This window comes from Bradyrhizobium sp. Gha, from assembly GCF_900113735.1.
Lineage (GTDB): Bacteria > Pseudomonadota > Alphaproteobacteria > Rhizobiales > Xanthobacteraceae > Bradyrhizobium.
In genome coordinates this window covers 74,953-91,975 of record NZ_FOQM01000018.1, presented here as the reverse complement: position 1 = coordinate 91,975, position 17,023 = coordinate 74,953, and the positions used below count along the sequence as shown (strand labels likewise).

13 protein-coding genes are annotated in these 17,023 nt (G+C 65.5%); 6 read left to right on the top strand and 7 right to left on the bottom strand.

The genetic code is table 11. The features are described from left to right. Positions 1-23: 23 nt before the first annotated feature. Together BM222_RS21645 and BM222_RS21640 are read right to left on the bottom strand one after the other, a co-directional pair. The gene (locus BM222_RS21645; RefSeq protein WP_092231709.1) at positions 24-542 is read right to left on the bottom strand and encodes a hypothetical protein; all 519 of its coding nucleotides are present in this window, start codon (positions 540-542) and stop codon (positions 24-26) included. A gap of 296 nt (positions 543-838) precedes the next feature. Next, positions 839-3,178 (bottom strand): Tex family protein, encoded by a 2,340-nt coding sequence (locus BM222_RS21640; RefSeq protein ID WP_092231706.1) that lies wholly within the window; start codon positions 3,176-3,178, stop codon positions 839-841. A 421-nt stretch (positions 3,179-3,599) separates the two neighbouring features. Between BM222_RS21640 and atzD the strand changes: the two genes are divergently transcribed. Continuing rightward, positions 3,600-4,703 (top strand): cyanuric acid amidohydrolase, encoded by a 1,104-nt coding sequence (gene atzD, locus BM222_RS21635; protein WP_092231703.1) that lies wholly within the window; start codon positions 3,600-3,602, stop codon positions 4,701-4,703. Between the two features lie 110 nt (positions 4,704-4,813). Continuing rightward, positions 4,814-6,283 (top strand): amidase, encoded by a 1,470-nt coding sequence (locus BM222_RS21630; protein ID WP_177243362.1) that lies wholly within the window; start codon positions 4,814-4,816, stop codon positions 6,281-6,283. Between the two features lie 37 nt (positions 6,284-6,320). On the opposite strand, the gene BM222_RS21625 is transcribed toward BM222_RS21630, so the two are convergent. Next, positions 6,321-6,635 carry a hypothetical protein gene (locus tag BM222_RS21625; RefSeq protein WP_092231700.1) on the bottom strand — a complete coding sequence of 105 codons (315 nt, stop codon included), beginning with the start codon at positions 6,633-6,635 and terminating at the stop codon, positions 6,321-6,323. 129 nt (positions 6,636-6,764) lie between these two features. On the opposite strand from BM222_RS21625, the gene BM222_RS21620 reads away from it, so the two are divergent. Together BM222_RS21620 and BM222_RS21615 are read left to right on the top strand one after the other, a co-directional pair. After that, positions 6,765-7,670 carry a PaaI family thioesterase gene (locus BM222_RS21620; RefSeq protein WP_092231697.1) on the top strand — a complete coding sequence of 302 codons (906 nt, stop codon included), beginning with the start codon at positions 6,765-6,767 and terminating at the stop codon, positions 7,668-7,670. A 139-nt stretch (positions 7,671-7,809) separates the two neighbouring features. Continuing rightward, positions 7,810-8,175 carry a hypothetical protein gene (locus BM222_RS21615; RefSeq protein ID WP_177243361.1) on the top strand — a complete coding sequence of 122 codons (366 nt, stop codon included), beginning with the start codon at positions 7,810-7,812 and terminating at the stop codon, positions 8,173-8,175. Positions 8,176-8,262: 87 nt separating this feature from the next. Here BM222_RS21615 and BM222_RS21610 read toward each other — a convergent pair whose 3' ends face one another. Together BM222_RS21610 and BM222_RS21605 are read right to left on the bottom strand one after the other, a co-directional pair. Further along, on the bottom strand, positions 8,263-8,895 hold the full coding sequence (locus BM222_RS21610; RefSeq protein ID WP_092231695.1) for a 2-dehydro-3-deoxy-6-phosphogalactonate aldolase: 633 nt from the start codon (positions 8,893-8,895) through the stop codon (positions 8,263-8,265). Between the two features lie 13 nt (positions 8,896-8,908). Then, positions 8,909-9,823 carry a 2-dehydro-3-deoxygalactonokinase gene (locus tag BM222_RS21605; protein ID WP_092231692.1) on the bottom strand — a complete coding sequence of 305 codons (915 nt, stop codon included), beginning with the start codon at positions 9,821-9,823 and terminating at the stop codon, positions 8,909-8,911. Between the two features lie 216 nt (positions 9,824-10,039). Between BM222_RS21605 and BM222_RS21600 the strand changes: the two genes are divergently transcribed. Both BM222_RS21600 and BM222_RS21595 read left to right on the top strand, forming a co-directional pair. Then, on the top strand, positions 10,040-11,137 hold the full coding sequence (locus BM222_RS21600; protein ID WP_092231689.1) for an LLM class flavin-dependent oxidoreductase: 1,098 nt from the start codon (positions 10,040-10,042) through the stop codon (positions 11,135-11,137). Between the two features lie 57 nt (positions 11,138-11,194). Next, entirely contained in the window at positions 11,195-11,764 is a 570-nt protein-coding gene (locus BM222_RS21595; RefSeq protein ID WP_177243360.1) for a flavin reductase family protein, read from the top strand. Positions 11,765-11,771: 7 nt separating this feature from the next. On the opposite strand, the gene BM222_RS21590 is transcribed toward BM222_RS21595, so the two are convergent. Continuing rightward, positions 11,772-13,619 (bottom strand): sigma-54-dependent Fis family transcriptional regulator, encoded by a 1,848-nt coding sequence (locus BM222_RS21590; RefSeq protein ID WP_177243359.1) that lies wholly within the window; start codon positions 13,617-13,619, stop codon positions 11,772-11,774. A 95-nt stretch (positions 13,620-13,714) separates the two neighbouring features. Next, positions 13,715-17,020, bottom strand: a complete 3,306-nt coding sequence (locus BM222_RS21585; RefSeq protein ID WP_177243358.1) for an acetyl-CoA carboxylase family protein — start codon at positions 17,018-17,020, stop codon at positions 13,715-13,717. Positions 17,021-17,023: the final 3 nt, after the last annotated feature.

The window sequence follows — 17,023 nt, the reverse complement described above, 5'->3', positions numbered from 1 at the left end:
GACAATGGTGCGGTCCGGCGATGCTAGTACCAATTATCCCCGCACACATTGACCCATTGCCACCCATAGGGCGTCCAACTCCTGCGCCAGCAGCCGTCGTCGTAATAATTGGCGTAGTAGAAAGGTGCGCCAAAGAAGGCGAACCGGTGGAAGCGATGATGGTGGAAGAAGAAGGCATGGCGTCCGATGAAAGACCTGCCGTGCCAGCCGGCGCCGGCAAATCGCGGGCCGAAGGCCGCGCGGGTCGCAAACGGTGCACCGGCAAAGCGCGGCCCGAAAGCTGCGTGCGCGGCCATCGGCGAACCGGCGAAGCGCGCGCCACCGAAATGAGCCCCGCCCATGCCGCCAAAGTGCATGGCACCACCCATGCCGCCGGCATGCATTCCTCCACCGCTGAAATGGCCACCACCAAAGCCGCCACCAAAGCCGCCGCCGTGACCGCCGCCTCCGCCACCACCACCTCGGGCGAGAACCGGCGATGCGAGCGCCATCGCTGCGGCGATCGTCACCGCAGTGAGGCCTTTGAGAAGCCTGTTGTCCATGGAAGCATCCTCCGTGCTGCGCGGCGATATCGCTGCCGCGCCAGGAGGGATCAGAGAGGAAGGGACGGGCATCTTCAACTTACAAGCGCGCCAGATTCTGACGCGGAAGTTAGGGAGCGGGAGCGCTCTCGCTCCCGTCATTGCGAGGAGCTCTTGCGACGAAGCAAATCCAGGACTGTTTCCGCGGAGGGATACTGGATCGCTTCGCGGAGCCTGTCATCGGGCCGCGCTTCGCGCGGACCCGTTGGCTCGCAATGACGAGTGGTTAGAGCACGCCCTACGGGCTACTCACCCCCTCACGCCCGCTTGCCGTTGTTCTTCTCCGCGGCCCGGCGCATGGCCTCGGCCAGCGCGCCGCCGCCACCGGACGACTCCTGCTTGCGCGGGGCCGACGAGGTCATGCGGGCGGCGTTACGAGAGTTGTTGTCGCGCTGCATGCCGGGGGCGTCCTTCTTGGCGCCAACCTCGTCGTCGAGGCGCAAGGTCAGCGAGATGCGCTTGCGGGCAACCTCGAAGTCCAGCACCTTCACCTTGACGATATCGCCGGGCTTCACCACCTCGCGCGGATCCTTGATGAAGGTTTTCGACATCGCGGAGATGTGCACGAGGCCGTCCTGGTGCACACCGATGTCGACGAAGGCGCCGAAGGCGGCGACGTTGGTGACGGTGCCCTCGAGGATCATGCCCTTCTGGAGATGCTTGATCTCCTCGACGCCTTCCTTGAACACCGCGGCCTTGAACGCCGGACGCGGGTCGCGGCCGGGCTTTTCCAGCTCGCGCAGAATGTCGGTGACGGTCGGCAGGCCAAAGGTCTCGTCGACGAAGTCCTTCGGCTTCAGCGTGCGGACGACCTCACTGCTGCCGATCAGCGCCTTGATGTCGCTCTTGGTGGCCTCGAGAATCCGGCGTACCACCGGATAAGCCTCCGGATGCACGCCGGAGGCATCGAGCGGGTCTTCGCCGCCGAGGATGCGCAGGAAGCCCGCGCACTGCTCGAACGCCTTCGGACCGAGCCGCGGCACCTCCTTCAGCGCCTTGCGCGACTTGAACGGGCCGTTGGCGTTCCGATGCGCCACGATGCTCTGCGCCAGGCCGGAACCGACGCCCGACACGCGTGCGAGCAGTGGCGCGGAGGCGGTGTTGACGTCGACACCGACCGCGTTCACGCAGTCTTCCACCACCGCGTCGAGCGATTTGGCGAGCTTGGCCTGACCGAGGTCGTGCTGATACTGGCCGACGCCGATTGCCTTGGGCTCGATCTTGACGAGCTCGGCGAGCGGATCCTGAAGACGGCGGGCGATCGAGACCGCGCCGCGCAGGGTGACGTCGAGGTCGGGCAACTCCTCGGAGGCGAAAGCGGAGGCCGAATAGACCGACGCGCCGGCTTCGGACACCACGATCTTGGACATCTTCAATTCGGCGAGACCCTTGACGAGATCGCCTGCGAGCCTGTCGGTTTCGCGCGAGGCGGTGCCGTTGCCGATCGCGATCAACTCGACACGATGCTTGATCGCGAGCTTGCCGAGGATCGCGAGTGACTCATTCCACTGCCGCTGCGGTTCATGCGGATAGATCACCGCGGTATCGACGACCTTGCCGGTCGCGTCAGTGACGGCGACCTTGACGCCGGTGCGGTAGCCGGGATCGAGACCCATGGTGACGCGGGTGCCGGCGGGGGCGGCCAGCAGGAGATCACGCAGGTTCGAAGCGAACACGCGCACGGCCTCGGTCTCGGCCGAGTTCCACAGCCGCATGCGCAAATCGATGTTGAGATGCACCTGGATCTTGGTGCGCCAGGCCCAGCGCACGGTGTCGATCAGCCAACGGTCGCCGGCGCGCTTGAGATCGGCGATGCCGAACCGCTTCATGATCTTCAGCTCATAGGCACCGGGCACGCCGGCGGGCGGCGCCTCCGCCTCGGCCTGGATCTGGAGATCGAGGATTTCTTCCTTCTCGCCGCGGAACATCGCCAGGATGCGGTGCGACGGCAGCTTGGTCAGCGGCTCGGAGAAGTCAAAATAGTCGGCGAATTTTTCGCCCTCGGTCTTCTTGCCATCGCGCACCTTCGAGGTCATGCGCGCATTGGTCCACATCTCCTCGCGCAACACGCCGATCAAATCGGCGTCTTCGTCGAAGCGTTCGACCAGGATGGCGCGGGCGCCGTCTAGCGCAGCCGCGGCGTCGGCAACGCCCTTCTCGGCGTTGATGAAACCTTCGGCGACGACTTTGGGATCGTTGCCAGGCTCGGCGATGAGCTTGACGGCAAGCGCTTCGAGGCCGGCTTCCTTGGCGATCTCGGCCTTGGTGCGGCGCTTCGGCTTGAATGGCAGATAGATGTCTTCGAGGCGCGCCTTGCTGTCGGCGGCGAGAATGGAGGCTTCGAGCGCAGCATCGAGCTTGCCCTGCTCGCGGACTGATTCGAGGATCGCCTTGCGGCGGTCTTCGAGCTCGCGCAGGTAGACCAGGCGCTCCTCCAGGGTCCGCAATTGCGCGTCGTCGAGCGCACCGGTCGCTTCCTTGCGGTAGCGGGCGATGAAAGGAACCGTGGCGCCGCCGTCGAGCAACGTCACCGCAGCCTCGACCTGCTCCGCCCGAACCCCAAGCTCCTGCGCAATTTTCTGGTTGATATTTGCCACGCGAGAATCCCTCTATGTCCAAGCACGCGACGCAGACCGAAATGCGGCCGCGGGACGCCGCTTATGGACCAACCAAGGTCGATTCATCAAGGTGCGGCGGGTGGCCGTCGACAGGGGATTTTTTGTCGGGCCGATGCGATCTCGCCACAATCGTGGGGATGTCGCGGAACACCTCTTGCTTCGCTGACAATGTTAGCTCCGTCGTCCTGAGGCGCGTGACGCACGGCGCATCGCGCCGCGCGGGGAGCCTCGAAGGATGCACGGCAAGGCGCGGGAGCCATCGTCCTCCAATTCACATCTCGAACAGCAGACACGCCTTCTCCTTCTCGATCCGGACTACGGACCTTGCACTTGACATCCGCCCCGCTTCCACGGCTGGTTAGCCTCCGCCGGATCAGCAAACTTCCCGCGAGGATACTCCATGCGCACCACGTCGGTTGGCGTCTTCAAGATCGCCACCAAAGGTCCCGGCGATGTTTCCGGCCTCATGAGCCTGATCGGCTCCCGCGCGATCGATCCGGCTTGCATCCTGGCGATCCTCGGCAAGACCGAAGGCAATGGCGGCGTCAACGATTTTACGCGGGAATATGCGGTCGCAGCGCTGCGCATGGCGCTGGCGCCAAAGCTCGATCTGACGCCTGAAGAAGTCGAGCAGCGCATCGCCTTCGTGATGTCCGGCGGTACCGAAGGCGTGCTCAGCCCGCACATCACGGTGTTCACGCGCCAGGACGTTCAACAGCGGCCCGCAGGCATCTCCGGCAAGCGCCTGAGCATCGGCATGGCGCAGACCCGCGATTTTCTGCCCGAAGAGCTCGGCCGCTCCGCCCAGATCACCGAGACCGCCAAGACGGTGAAGGCCGCGATGGAAGATGCAGGCATCACCGATGCTGCCGACGTCCATTTCGTCCAGATCAAATGTCCGCTGCTCACCAGCGAGCGTGTCGAAGCAGCAAGCTCGCGCGGCCACAAGACGGCGACGATCAGCGCCTACAGCTCGATGGCCTATTCACGCGGCGCCTCTGCGCTCGGCGTTGCGGTTGCGCTTGGCGAGGTCATGTTCGACATCGACGACGACGATGTGCTGCGGCGCTATGATCTGTTCTCGAAGGTGGCCTCGACCTCATCGGGGATCGAGCTGATGCACAACGTCGTCATCGTGCTCGGCAATTCAGATTCGTCGGCGAGCGAATTCGAAATCGGCCATGCCGTGATGAGCGATGCGATCGACGCCTCGGCGGTCTTGTCGGCGCTGAACAGCGTAGGGCTTGGCCCGCAGGCAAAGGCAGGCCGCGAGTTCGTGAACGTGTTCGCCAAGGCCGAGGCCTCGCCAAATGGAAGCGTGCGCGGCTTTCGCCACACCATGCTCGAGGACACCGACATCAGCTCGACACGCCATGCCCGCGCAGCGGTAGGCGGCCTGATCGCGGGCCTTGCCGGCACCGGCGCGGTCTACGTCTCGGGCGGCGCCGAACATCAAGGGCCCGCCGGCGGCGGGCCGGTTGCGGCCATCGCGCGCCTGCTCTAGAGCGCGCCGACCTCTCCGCCCGGCGCAACCCTGCCCTTCGCGCCGGCTCAGTTGATTCATGCCGGCCCTTGCGAAAAAGGTGACGCGACACCTCAAGAGGATCTGACGTCATGACCTTGCCGATGAGCTGGAACGAATGGACGCAGCATGACGGCGTCGGACTTGCAGCGCGCGTCCGCAAGGGCGAGCTGACGGCGAAGGAATTGGCTCGTCAGGCCGCGGCGGCCGTCGCCAAGGTCGATCCGACGCTGTCGGGCGTGGTCGAGCTGTTCGACGACGTCATTGCCGATCCCGCCAAGGACGGCGCCAATCTCTCAGGTCCGTTCGCCGGCCTTCCCTTCCTGATGAAGGACCTCGGTCCGACCATGAAAGGCCGGCTCCAGGAGATGGGCTCGCTGTTGATGCGCGGCAATCGCGCCGCGGCCGACACGTTCCTCACAGGCAAATTCCGCCAGGCAGGCCTCAATCTGATCGGGCGCACGACGACGCCGGAATTCGGCGTGTGCTCTTCGGCCGACAATCCCGCCGTCTATGTCACCCGCAATCCCTGGAATACCGACTACACCACCTGCGGCTCGTCGGCGGGCAGCGCCGCGATGGTGGCAGCCGGCGTGGTGCCGATCGCGCACGCGACCGACGGCGGCGGCTCGATCCGCATCCCCGCCGGCGTCAACGGCAACATCGGATTGAAAGTGTCGCGTGGCGTGTTCTCGCTGGCGCCGCATATGTCCGATCTCACCGGCCTCGTCTCGATCCAAGGATGCCAGTCGCGCTCGGTGCGCGACACCGCCGCTTTCGTCGACCATGCGCGCGGGCCTGCACCCGGCGAGTTCATGCCGTTCTGGACCACGGCACAGCCCTATTGCGAGATGATCAAGCGCGATCCTGCAAAGCTGCGCATCGCGCTGTCCCACACCTGGGGCGACTACACCGCGACACCGGAGATCGCGGCCGAACTGGAGAAGACCGGCCGCTTCCTCGAAGGCCTCGGCCATCACGTCGACTACGCGCTGCCGAACCTCGATTTTCGCGCCGCCTTCGCGGCCCAGACCACCTGCTACATCTCGAATTTTTCGGTCGTGATCTCCAACATGCTCGCGGCGCGCGGGCTGGAGCGGCCGCCGGAAGATCTGATCGAGCCGATGAACATCCGGATCTGGGAAGCCGGACTTCACACCAGCTTTGCCGACCGGGCCAAAATGCAAGCCGTGTTCAATACGACCTCGCGCGGCTTCGGCAGCTTCTTCGAGCAGTGGGACGTGATCCTGACGCCGATCACGGCGCTGCCGACGCCGAAGGTCGGCACAAAGGAATATCTCACCACGTCCGACAATCCCGACGTGTTCGACTGGTTCGGCAATCTCTGGCGCTTCTTCGCCTTCACGCCGCTCGCCAATCTCTGCGGCATTCCCGCGATCTCGATGCCGATGGCAGCCCAGGATCACGGCCTGCCGCTCGGCATCCAGGCCATCGCGAAGCAGGCCAATGATGGCCTGCTGCTGCAGCTCGCCGCCCAGATCGAGCGCGCGCTCGACGGCAAGTGGAATGACGGGAAGAAGCCGAAAGTGCATGTCGGCTGAGATTTGGTGATCCTCTCGATACCCAATTCGATAAGCCTCAGTTCTTCACCGACGGGATCGTCTCCGCCCGCTCCTGCTGTCCGAGCTTGAGCATCGCGAGCGCCTTGTCGATTGCTTCGCGCAAGGCGAGCGCCGCGGCGGGGCTGCAGCGCAGATGCGCGGTCTGGACCACGTCCACTCTGACGGCGGCACCAACAGGCATCAAGAGGTTTGCGGCAAGCTCGATCTGGATCGCACCATTGTGGTGGCCGAAGCAGGATGCACCGTCGAAATAGATGATCGGCGCCCGTTCGGAGCTTGAATTGGAAATGATGACGGGTCCCTGGTTGGCGGGCGTTTCGGGGGCTGCCATGGGATACTCCTCGCGGCAATGGAAGGCCCACCATCGTTGCTTCAGCCTGATCTGTCGAGGCAAAACCGGGCTTGCAGAGGCTGCATGCGGGGTTTTGCGCGGCGCGCGACACTGGTCTAGAACGTCACCATGTCTACCTCATCGCCCACGCTTCCGTTCGAGGAACTCGCCGACGCCATCAAGTGCCGCCGTTCCGATTACGGCCGTATCAGCGGGCTCCAGCTCGAGCGGTTCGCACCGGGCGAGGCGTGGTCGAGCCTGCCCTATCGCCCCGTCTTCGTCGGCGACACCGACACTGGCGTGCTGCATGGCGGCGTCGTCACCGCGATGCTGGATGAGAGCTGCGGCATGGCGGTGCAGCTCGCGCTCGACGGCACCAGCGCGATCGCGACGCTCGATCTGCGCATCGACTACCAGAAGCCGGCGACGCCTGGCCTCGCCATCAAGGCGCATTCGGTCTGCTATCGCACCACGCGCTCGATCGCGTTCGTTCGCTCCACGGCCTACCAGGAGTCCGAGGACGATCCGGTGGCGACCGCCACCGCCTGCTTCATGATCGGCGCCAACCGCACCAACATGCTCGCGGATCGCCCGATGGAGGAGCGCAGCATTCCGACCCTGGAGGCGCCGGACGATCCCGACGGTCCGTTCGCCAACAGCCCGTTCGCGCGCGCCCTCGGCATTCGCGTCAATGATGACGGCACGCTGACGATGCCGTTCTCGCCAAAGATCATCGGCAACCCGATCCTGCCGGCCATCCATGGTGGCATGACCGGCGCCTTTCTCGAAACCACAGCGATCATCGGCGTACGGCGCGAGCTCGGAATCGCGACGCTGCCGAAGCCGATCGGGCTGACTGTGAACTACTTACGATCCGGCCGGGCGCTGGATACCATTGCCAATGTCTCGATCGTGAAACAGGGACGGCGTATCGTCGCCTTTGAGGCACGCGCCTGGCAGGACGAGCCGGGCAAGCCGATCGCCTCCGCTTTCGGCCATTTCATGTTGCGTCCGGCGCCCGGAAACGACGAGTGACAGGCGTATTTTACTTGACGGAACGGGCCTGACGTCGAAGGCTTGATGTCGAACGCTTAACGTCGAAGGCTCGACGTCGAAGGCTCGACGTCGAAGGCTTGGGACTCAACGATAGCGCAAGCTCGCGAAAGGTATTCGGTTGCGACACCCGATCGACATCATCGCCATGTTTGCCGCCATCTGGCTGCTGGCCTCGATGGTGCTGGACGCGGTGACGCCGAAGGAGCTGACGGCGGTCATGATCGCCATCGCGATCGGACCCGCCGTGGTCATCACCGCCGTGTTCTACTATCTGCGCTGCCCGCGCACCGATTTCGCGGTGATGTTCGCTGCGCTCTGGCTTATCTCCGACATCGCGATCGCCTTCATCTCGCCGAAGGAGCTGCCGCAGTTCCTGATCGCGCTCGGTTTCGCGCCCGCCGCACTGATCGGCATCGTGCTGCACTGGCAGCGCTTCCAGCGCCGCCATGAGCAATTGCCTGCGCCGTCGGCGAAGCGCGGCTAGACGCGCTGTTCGTCGGTCTCCTGACCCCGCTAATGCAGCAAGACGGGACAACGCATGAGCGTTAGGGCATCACGGCCTTATGGGGTTTCAGTCCTTCGCAATCGCCCGGTCATAGGCTTCGATCGTCGCTTTCGCGCGCGCAGCGACGTCGGCGGCCGACATGCCTGATTTGTAGAGGCTGGAACCGAGCCCGAAGGCCGTCACGCCGCCCTTGATGTATTCGGCAAAATTCTGGTCGGAGACCCCGCCGACCGCGGCGATCATCACGCCTGCGGGCAGCACCGCGCGGATCGCGGCAATGCCGGACGCACCCAACACACTCGCCGGAAAGAACTTCAAGCCCGAGGCGCCGGAGCCCGCCGCGAGCAGCGCCTCGGTCGGCGAGAACACGCCGGGCAGCGTCACCATGCCATGCTGATGCGCCCGCGCCAGCACCTCGGTGTCGACATTCGGCGCCACCATGAGCTTGCCGCCGGCCTCGTTGAGGCGATCGACATCAGGCGCACTCAGCACCGTGCCGGCGCCGATCAGCACGTTGGCAGGGGCGAGCTTCGCGGCCATGCCGATCGAGCGGAACGGATCGGGCGAGTTCAGGGGAATCTCGATCGCGGTCATGCCGGCCTCGATCAGCACGCCGACGATGGCCTCGCTTTCCTCCGGCTTGACGCCGCGCAGGATCGCGACCAGGGGCCGCTTCATCGGCGGAAAGGGAACGCTCATCTCAAAGATCCTTCTACTTGGTCCAGATCGCCGCAGCCGCCCTCGACAGGCCGCGGCGCACCGCTTCATCCGCATCGATCGGGTTCACGGTAACCGACAGCGCACCGAAAGCCTGGCGGTAAAGTGCCGCCAGGCGGCCCGACGCAATCAGCGAGATGCCGGACTTCGGCACGCTGCCGGAGAGGCCCGCCGCGAGCTCTGCGCCGATCAACGTGCCCGACAATGTCTCGCGCGCCGCCGCCGGCGTGCCGCCGAACAGCAGCTGCCGCGACCGCGCTGTGAACAGGTGATTGGCCGCGAAGGCCGGCGCCTCGAACGCGGCTTTCACGGCGGCCTTGAAGCTCGCGACATCCTCGGCATCATCGGCGCCGGCGATGGCAAGCGACAGGATCGTCTCGCGCGAAACGACGCTGAACAGCTCGCCGGTCATGAAGGTGGAGAAATGCGCAACGCTGCCGTCCTTCACCCGCACCCATTTCGAATGGGTGCCGGGCATGCAGACCAGGGCCTCGCCCGCGGCCTCGAGGCCAAGCGCGCCGAGCAATTGCGTCTCCTCGCCGCGCATCACGTCGGGCGCGGATGCGTCGCGCTGTGCGATGCCCGGCAGGATGCGGATGTCGCGCACTTCGCCCGGCACGCGGGCGGCCTGCTGGAGGACCGCGGACAACGGCGCCGGCGTGTCGACGTAGCCGGCCTCGACCCAGCCGGTCTTGGCGCCAGCCATGCCGCAGACCAGAACCGGCAGATGATCAGGCGCTTGGACCGCGGCGAGGTGCGCTTGCAGCACGCTGGGGAAGCCGGCCTTGGCCGCCGCCAGCATGCCCTCATCGCTGCGGCGCTCGGCCAGCACCTGGCCGGTGCGATCGACCAGCCAGAGGCGAAAGCTGCTGGTGCCCCAGTCCACCGCGACGAATGCGGGTTCGGTCATTTCGAATCGTATCCCTCGTCTCACCGCCAGGACGCCGTCTCGCGACAATGAGACGGACGCTCGGCAAATCTGCCCCGGAATATCGGCTATTACCGCTCCAAACCAGCCTTTTCTCACGGGGCCGGGCGCAAAGCGCGCTGGCACACCGCTTGCTGAAGCTGTTTCCGTTCAAGGGGACGCGCGCAGCAAGACGCGTCAACATCAGATGAGGAAACCATGGAGATCGGCTATTTCACGATGCCTTCGCATCCGCCGGAGTGCGGCCTGAAGGAAGGACACGATTGGGACTTGCAGGTCCTGCGCTGGCTCGACGAACTCGGCTATCAGGAAGCCTGGATCGGCGAGCATCACACCGCGCCCTGGGAACCCAATCCCACGCCGGACCTGCTGATCGCTCAGGCCCTGATGCAGACCAAGCGCCTGCGCATCGGCCCCGGCGGCTTCCTGCTGCCCTATCACCATCCCGCCGAGCTCGCCAACCGGGTCGCGATGCTGGACCATCTCTCCGAGGGCCGGCTCAATTTCGGCGTCGCGGCCTCAGGCTTGCCGAGCGACTGGGCGATGTTCAACGTCGACGGCATGAGCGGGCAGAACCGCGACATGACCCGCGAGGCGCTGGAGATCATCCTGAAGATGTGGAGCGAGCCCGCACCGTTCACGCACAAGGGCAAGTTCTGGACGGTGACCAAGCCCGACACGATGTTCGACTTCCTCAAGCCGCACATCAAGCCGCTGCAGGCGCCACATCCGCCGATCGGCGTGGCCGGACTGTCGAAGAACTCGGACACGCTGAAGCTCGCCGGCGAACGCGGCTTCATCCCGATGAGCCTGAACCTCAACCCGGCTTATGTCGGCAGCCATTGGGATTCGGTGGAGATCGGCGCCGCCAAGACCGGACGCAAGCCGAACCGCGCCGACTGGCGCCTGGTGCGCGAGGTCTTCGTCGCCGACACCGACGAAGAGGCCTGGAAGCTCTCGACCGGTGACATGATGGGCCGGATGATGAGCGAGTACTTCCTGCCGCTGCTCGGGCATTTCGGCTTCAAGGACTATCTGAAGCACGCCCCCGATGTGCCCGATAGCGACGTCACCGTCGAATATTGCGCCAAACGGAACTGGATCGTCGGCTCGCCTGCGACGGTCGCGGAGAAGATCGAGAAGATCTATGACGAGGTCGGCGGCTTCGGCGTGCTCTGCGTGTTCGGCTTCGACTACAAGCACAAGCCGGAGGCCTGGCACCACTCGCTCTCGCTGCTGATGAACGAGGTGATGCCGCGCCTGAAGCATCTCGGCTCCGCAAAGAAGGCAGCTTGACGCTCGGCGGGTGCGGCGCGAACCTGCCGCACCCGCTACTGTTTCGGAGATGTCCGCGTGAGCGTCGACGCCAATCCTTTTGATGCCAAGGATTTCAAGCAGGCGATGCGCCAATGCGCCGGCGCGGTCGCGCTGGTCACGGTCGGCGCCGAGCACGGCAAGCGCACCGGGCTGACGGTGACGTCGGCCTGTTCGCTGTCGGACAATCCGCCCTCGCTGATCGTCTGCGTCAACCGCAAAGCCAGCGCGCACACCCGCATCCGCGAGGAAGGCGCCTTCGCGATCAACTTCCTGCACGAGGATCACGCGCTGCTGGCGCTGACCTTCAGCGGCCAGAAAGGCGTCAACGGCGACGACCGTTTTGCCTTCGGGCAATGGACGCGCGGAGTCACTGGTGCTCCGGTGCTGACCGACGCGGTCGCCGCGTTCGACTGCGTACTGGCGCAGGAATTCGAGACCAGGACGCACTCGATCTTCGTCGGCAAGGTGCGCGGCGTGTCGCATTCAGCCGCGGCCGCGCCACTGGTGTATTTGCGCAGCAGCTTCCACACCCCGCACGAAATCCGCGAGACCGTTTCAGTCGGCGACCTCGATTCGCGGCATCTGAGCTGGATGGATTTTTCGTAAGTGCGAGCTACTGCGGGGTCTCGATCTTCAACTGCTTGATCTTGCGATACAGCGTGGCGCGGCTGAGCTTCAGCGTCCGCGCAGCTTCGGTGACGCGGCCGCCGTGCTTGCGCAGCACTTCGATGATCGTCGCGCGCTCGGCGGCTCCGAGAGCCTCCGTCGCTCTCCCGCCGAACGGCGGCAGATCGAGATCGGACTCCATGATCACCCCATCCTCGGCCGTGCAGCCGGCAAGCCGGAGCACGTGTCGGAGCTGGCGCATGTTGCCCGGATAAGAATAGGCTGCGAGCAGCGACCATGCCTCGCCCGAGATACGGCAATCCGGCGCTTCCTCGCGCGCGATCTGGCGGACGACGTCATCCCGATCCGCGCGCTCGCGTAAGGCAGGCAACCGAACCTCCAGACCGCGCAGGCGGAAATAGAGGTCGGCGCGGAAGGCGCCCTCCTCCGCCATGCGGCCGAGGTCGCGATGGGTGGCGCTGATCAAGCGGATATCCACCGGCACCGGCTTGAGCGCGCCGAGCGGCCAGACCTCGCGGTTCTCCAGCACGCGCAACAGCCGCGTCTGCAGCGCGATCGGCATGTCGCCGATCTCGTCGAGGAACAGCGTGCCGCCATCGGCCTGTACGATCAGGCCTTTCGAGCCGTCGCGGCGCGCGCCGGTGAAGGCGCCGGCCTCGTAGCCGAACAGCTCGGCATCGATCAGGCTCTCCGGCATCGCCGCGCAGTTCAGCGCGACGTAATTGTTGCGCGCGCGATTGCTGGCGGCATGTATGGCGCGCGCGAAGACGTCCTTGCCGACGCCGGTCTCGCCACGCAGCAGCACCGGCAGATTGTGATCGCCGATGCTCCGCAAGCGCTTCACGCTCTTGACCAGGCCTGGATCGCGGCCGGCGAGCCGGTGCAGCGCGTCGAAGCGATCGATCGGAGCATCACGGCGAAGCGTGGACGATCTCGCGCGCAGCGGCGGGGCAAGGTGGCTGCGACCGAGCGGCCGGCCGTCGGCGCGGCGAAGCTCGACGATGTCGTCTGCGTCGCGCGAATGGTCGAGCTTGATATAGCGTGACAGATCGATGCCGGAGGCGATCAATCCGTCGGTGAGGCCGAGCAAGGCGCGCGCCGAGCGGCAGGCGCCGACGATGCGGCGGTCGTCGTCATAGGCGAGCAAGCCGCCGCCGCTGCTATCAGGCACCGTCGCGATCCAGGCGTTGCGGAAATGATCGCGGAAGATCGCACGCTCCATCCGCCGCGTCGCTTCCATCGTCACCGCAAGCGCGAGCTGATGCGCGGCACGGCTGAGGTCATCGCGGCAGGAGGTGATGTTGACCGCGCCGGCGAGACGTCCGGCCTGGTCGAACAGGGGCGTCACTGCGCAGGAGAAGATGCCCCACTGCTCGCGAAAATGCTCATCGCGATGGACCAGGATGGGCTTTTGTTCCGCCAGGCACGTGCCGAGCCCGTTGGTCCCTTCAAAAGCTTCCGAAAAGTTCGAGCCGGTATAGACCTTCCAGCGCAAGAAGATCTCTGTATCGGCCTCGCCGGGCAGGCGGCTGAACAGCATGGTCGCGTTCGCGTCAGCGAGGTTGACGCAATAGCCGGCGTCGCGGAGCACGCGGGCGAGATCGTCGAGTTCGGGCGTGAGCAACCGGATGGTCTCTTCCAGCGGCTCGGCGACGTGCCGGATCTCGGCCTCAGTGAGCGTCTGCGGCGGACCCTGACGGGCAGGGTCGAGCTTGTGGCTGATCAGACAACGCCGCCAGGAATTCGCGATCCGCGACTCCGCGTCGACGTCGGCCATATGATTGGCGACGGACAAGACACGGGCGACATGGTTCGAGGCCGAAAGGCTGGCCATCGCGGACGTCTCCACCCTGTATTCTCGTGCAAAGTCTGGCACCAAAGGCGGGGATGTCAATCGGGAACCGGAACGCAGCTATTGCTGCACCGCGCTCACCAGGTGTCGATGCACGGCCGCTTCTTCTGCGTCCTTGGCGCCGGCTTCGGCACCGAGCGCAGGCCCGCCATGATCCAGCGCCGCGTCTCCGCGGGGTCGATGACGTTGTCGATCTCGAACACCGAGGCGATCGAGACCGCCTTGCCGTTGGCATAGAGCTCGGCGACCTTGTTGCGATAATAGGCCTCGCGCTCCTCGGGGTCGGCGATCGCTTCCATCTCCTTCCGGAAGCCGAGGCGGACATAGCCTTCGAGGCCCATGCCACCGAACTCGCCGGTCGGCCAGGCCGCGGTGAAGAACGAGGCGTGGAAGCCGCCGCCGATCATCGACTGCGCCCCGAGCCCGTAGCCCTTGCGCAGCACGATGCCGAACAGCGGCACGGTAAGGCTCGCGCCCGTCACGAACATGCGCGAGACGTGGCGCACGATCGCGGTCTTCTCCGCTTCCGGGCCGACCATGAAGCCGGGCGTGTCGCAGAGCGAGACAACAGGCAGATCGAAGGCGTCGCAGAGCTGGAGGAAACGCGCGGCCTTGTCGCCGGCGTCGGCATCGATCGCGCCGCCGAGATGGCGGGGATTGTTGGCGATCAGGCCGAACGGTTTTCCCTCGATGCGGATCAGCGCGGTGATCATGCCGAGACCATAGTCGCGGCGCAGCTCCAGCACGCTGTTCTTGTCGGCGACCAGATCGATCACGCTGCGGATCTCGTAGACACGCAGGCGATTCTCCGGGATGGCGCGACGGAGCAGGCGCTGATCGGCGGCTTCCCAGTGCGTCACGGCGCCCTGGAAATAGGACAGGTATTTCTGCGCGACTGACGTCGCCTCCTGCTCGTCCTCGACCAGGATATCGATGACGCCGTTCGGCGACTGGAACGAGACCGGGCCGACTTCTGCGGGATGATAGACGCCGAGGCCGCCGCCTTCGATCATCGCGGGGCCGCCCATGCCGATCGAAGCATTCTTGGTGGCGATGATGACGTCGCAGCAGCCGAGCATCGCGGCATTGCCGGCAAAGCAATAGCCGGAGACGACCCCAATGACGGGCACGAGGCCGGAGAGCTTTGCGAACTGCACGAAGGACGGCCCATCAAGCCCGGTCATGCCGAGCCGGTCGGTGTCGCCGGGCCGGCCGCCGCCGCCTTCGGCATAGAACACCAGCGGCAAACGCCAGTCTTCCGCCAGCGTGAGCATGCGGTCGATCTTCTTGTGGTTCATGTGGCCCTGCGTACCCGCAAGCACGGTGTAGTCATAGGCCACCACGATGCAGCGCGCGGCGTCTCCGCCGAATTTCTCGCCATTGACGGTGGCGATGCCCATGACGAGGCCATCGGCCGGTGTATTCTTGATGAGATCGTCGAGCTTGCGCCGCCGCCGCTGCGCGGCAATGGCCAGGCTGCCATATTCCATGAACGAGCCGTCATCGACCAGCTGCGCGACGTTTTCGCGCGCCGTACGCTGGTTGGTGTTGCGCCGGCGCTGGACAGAGGCCGGACGGTTTGCATCGAGCGTGTTGGCCTGCCGCGCGATCAACTCGGCAAGATCGGGGCGGATATGGTCGAGATCGATGTCGGTCTCGACAGACGACGCATCGGCAGCGACGTCGAGCGGCTCGAGATAGAGGATCGGTTCGCCATGTAGCAGCGTGACGCCGTCGCCGGCTGCGAGCTTCATGACGCGGCCGCCCTGCTCGGCCATGACCAGATGCTCCATCTTCATGGACTCGATCACGGCGAGTTGCTGGCCCGGGCGCACGACCTCGCCTTCCCTGACCTGAATGGTGACGATGGTGCCCTGCAGGGGCGCTGCGACCATCACCGCGCCTTCAGGCACGGCTTGCGCGATTTGGGTCTCGGTGCCGTGAGCGCCGCCTCGCTCAGCCGCGGCAAAGTACAGCGGCTTGGCCGCGCCATCCGCCGCCTCGACCAGCCTGGCGATGTTGCGATCGATGAAATCGGTCGCGATGCGATTGGTCCGGAAGTCAGGGTGCGCCAGCACGGCCTGGAGGAAGGCGATGTTGGTGACGACGCCATCGATCCGGAACTCGCGCAGGGCTCGCGAAGCTTTGGCGACGACGTCATGCCAGGCTTCGCCCGGCGTGTGCACGATCACCTTGGCCAGCAGCGAGTCAAACGCCGCGCTGGTCTTGTAGCCGGCATAGCCAAAACTGTCGACGCGGACACCGGGGCCTGACGGTGGCTCGAATACGGCGAGCACGCCCCCGCTCGGATGCGTCGCACCCGTCGCGTCCAGCGTCTCCATGTTGACGCGGAGCTGCATGGCATAGCCGCGTGGCTTCGGGATCGCGCCCTGCGCGAGACCGAGCGAGGCCAGCGATGCGCCCGCGGCAATTGCGAGCTGGGCGCGGACGAGGTCGATGCCGAGCACCTCCTCCGTCACAGTATGTTCGACCTGGAGCCGCGGATTGGCCTCGATGAAAGCGAAGCTGTCCTCGGCGGTGCCGTCGACCAGGAACTCGAACGTGCCGAGATTGTCATACGAGGCGGCCGCCGCGAGCTGCCTGGCCGCCTCGATGATACGGCCGCGCAAGGTATCGCTCAGCGACGGGCTCGGCGCCACCTCGATCAGCTTCTGATGCCGGCGCTGGACGGTGCATTCGCGCTCCCAGAGATGAGCGATCGCGCCGTGATGATCACCGATGATCTGCACCTCGATGTGGCGCGCCTGCCGGATCAGCCGCTCGGCATAGACGCCGTCGAAGCCGAACGCCGCCCTGGCCTCGGACTGGCAGCGGGCATAGGCCTCGACCAGATCTGCGGCGTTCTCGACCACGCGCATGCCACGTCCGCCGCCGCCGGCCATCGCCTTGATCACCACCGCCGCATTGTTGCCGAGCGAGGTGAAGAACGCCGTAATCTCGTCGAGCGACGACGGCCCGCTGGTGCCTGATATGATCGGCACACCGCAACGCTTCGCCAGTTGCCGTGCGGCGACCTTGTCGCCGAACAGTTCCAGCGCGGCCGGCTTCGGTCCGACGAAGACGATGCCCGCATCCGCACAGGCTGTTGCGAACGCCGCGTTCTCGCTGAGAAAGCCGTAGCCGGGATGCAGGGCATCGCAGCCCGCGCTCTTCGCCGCCCTCACGACGGCATCGATATCGAGATAGGCCCGCGCGCCGCGACCGGGAATTTCGATCGCGTCGTCGGCAACGCGCACATGCAACGACAGCGCGTCATCGGCCGGATGGATCGCAACCGTGGCAATGCCGGCGTCAGCCGCGGCGCGGGCGATGCGGATGGCGATCTCGCCGCGATTGGCGATCAGGAGCTTCTTGAACGACATCGC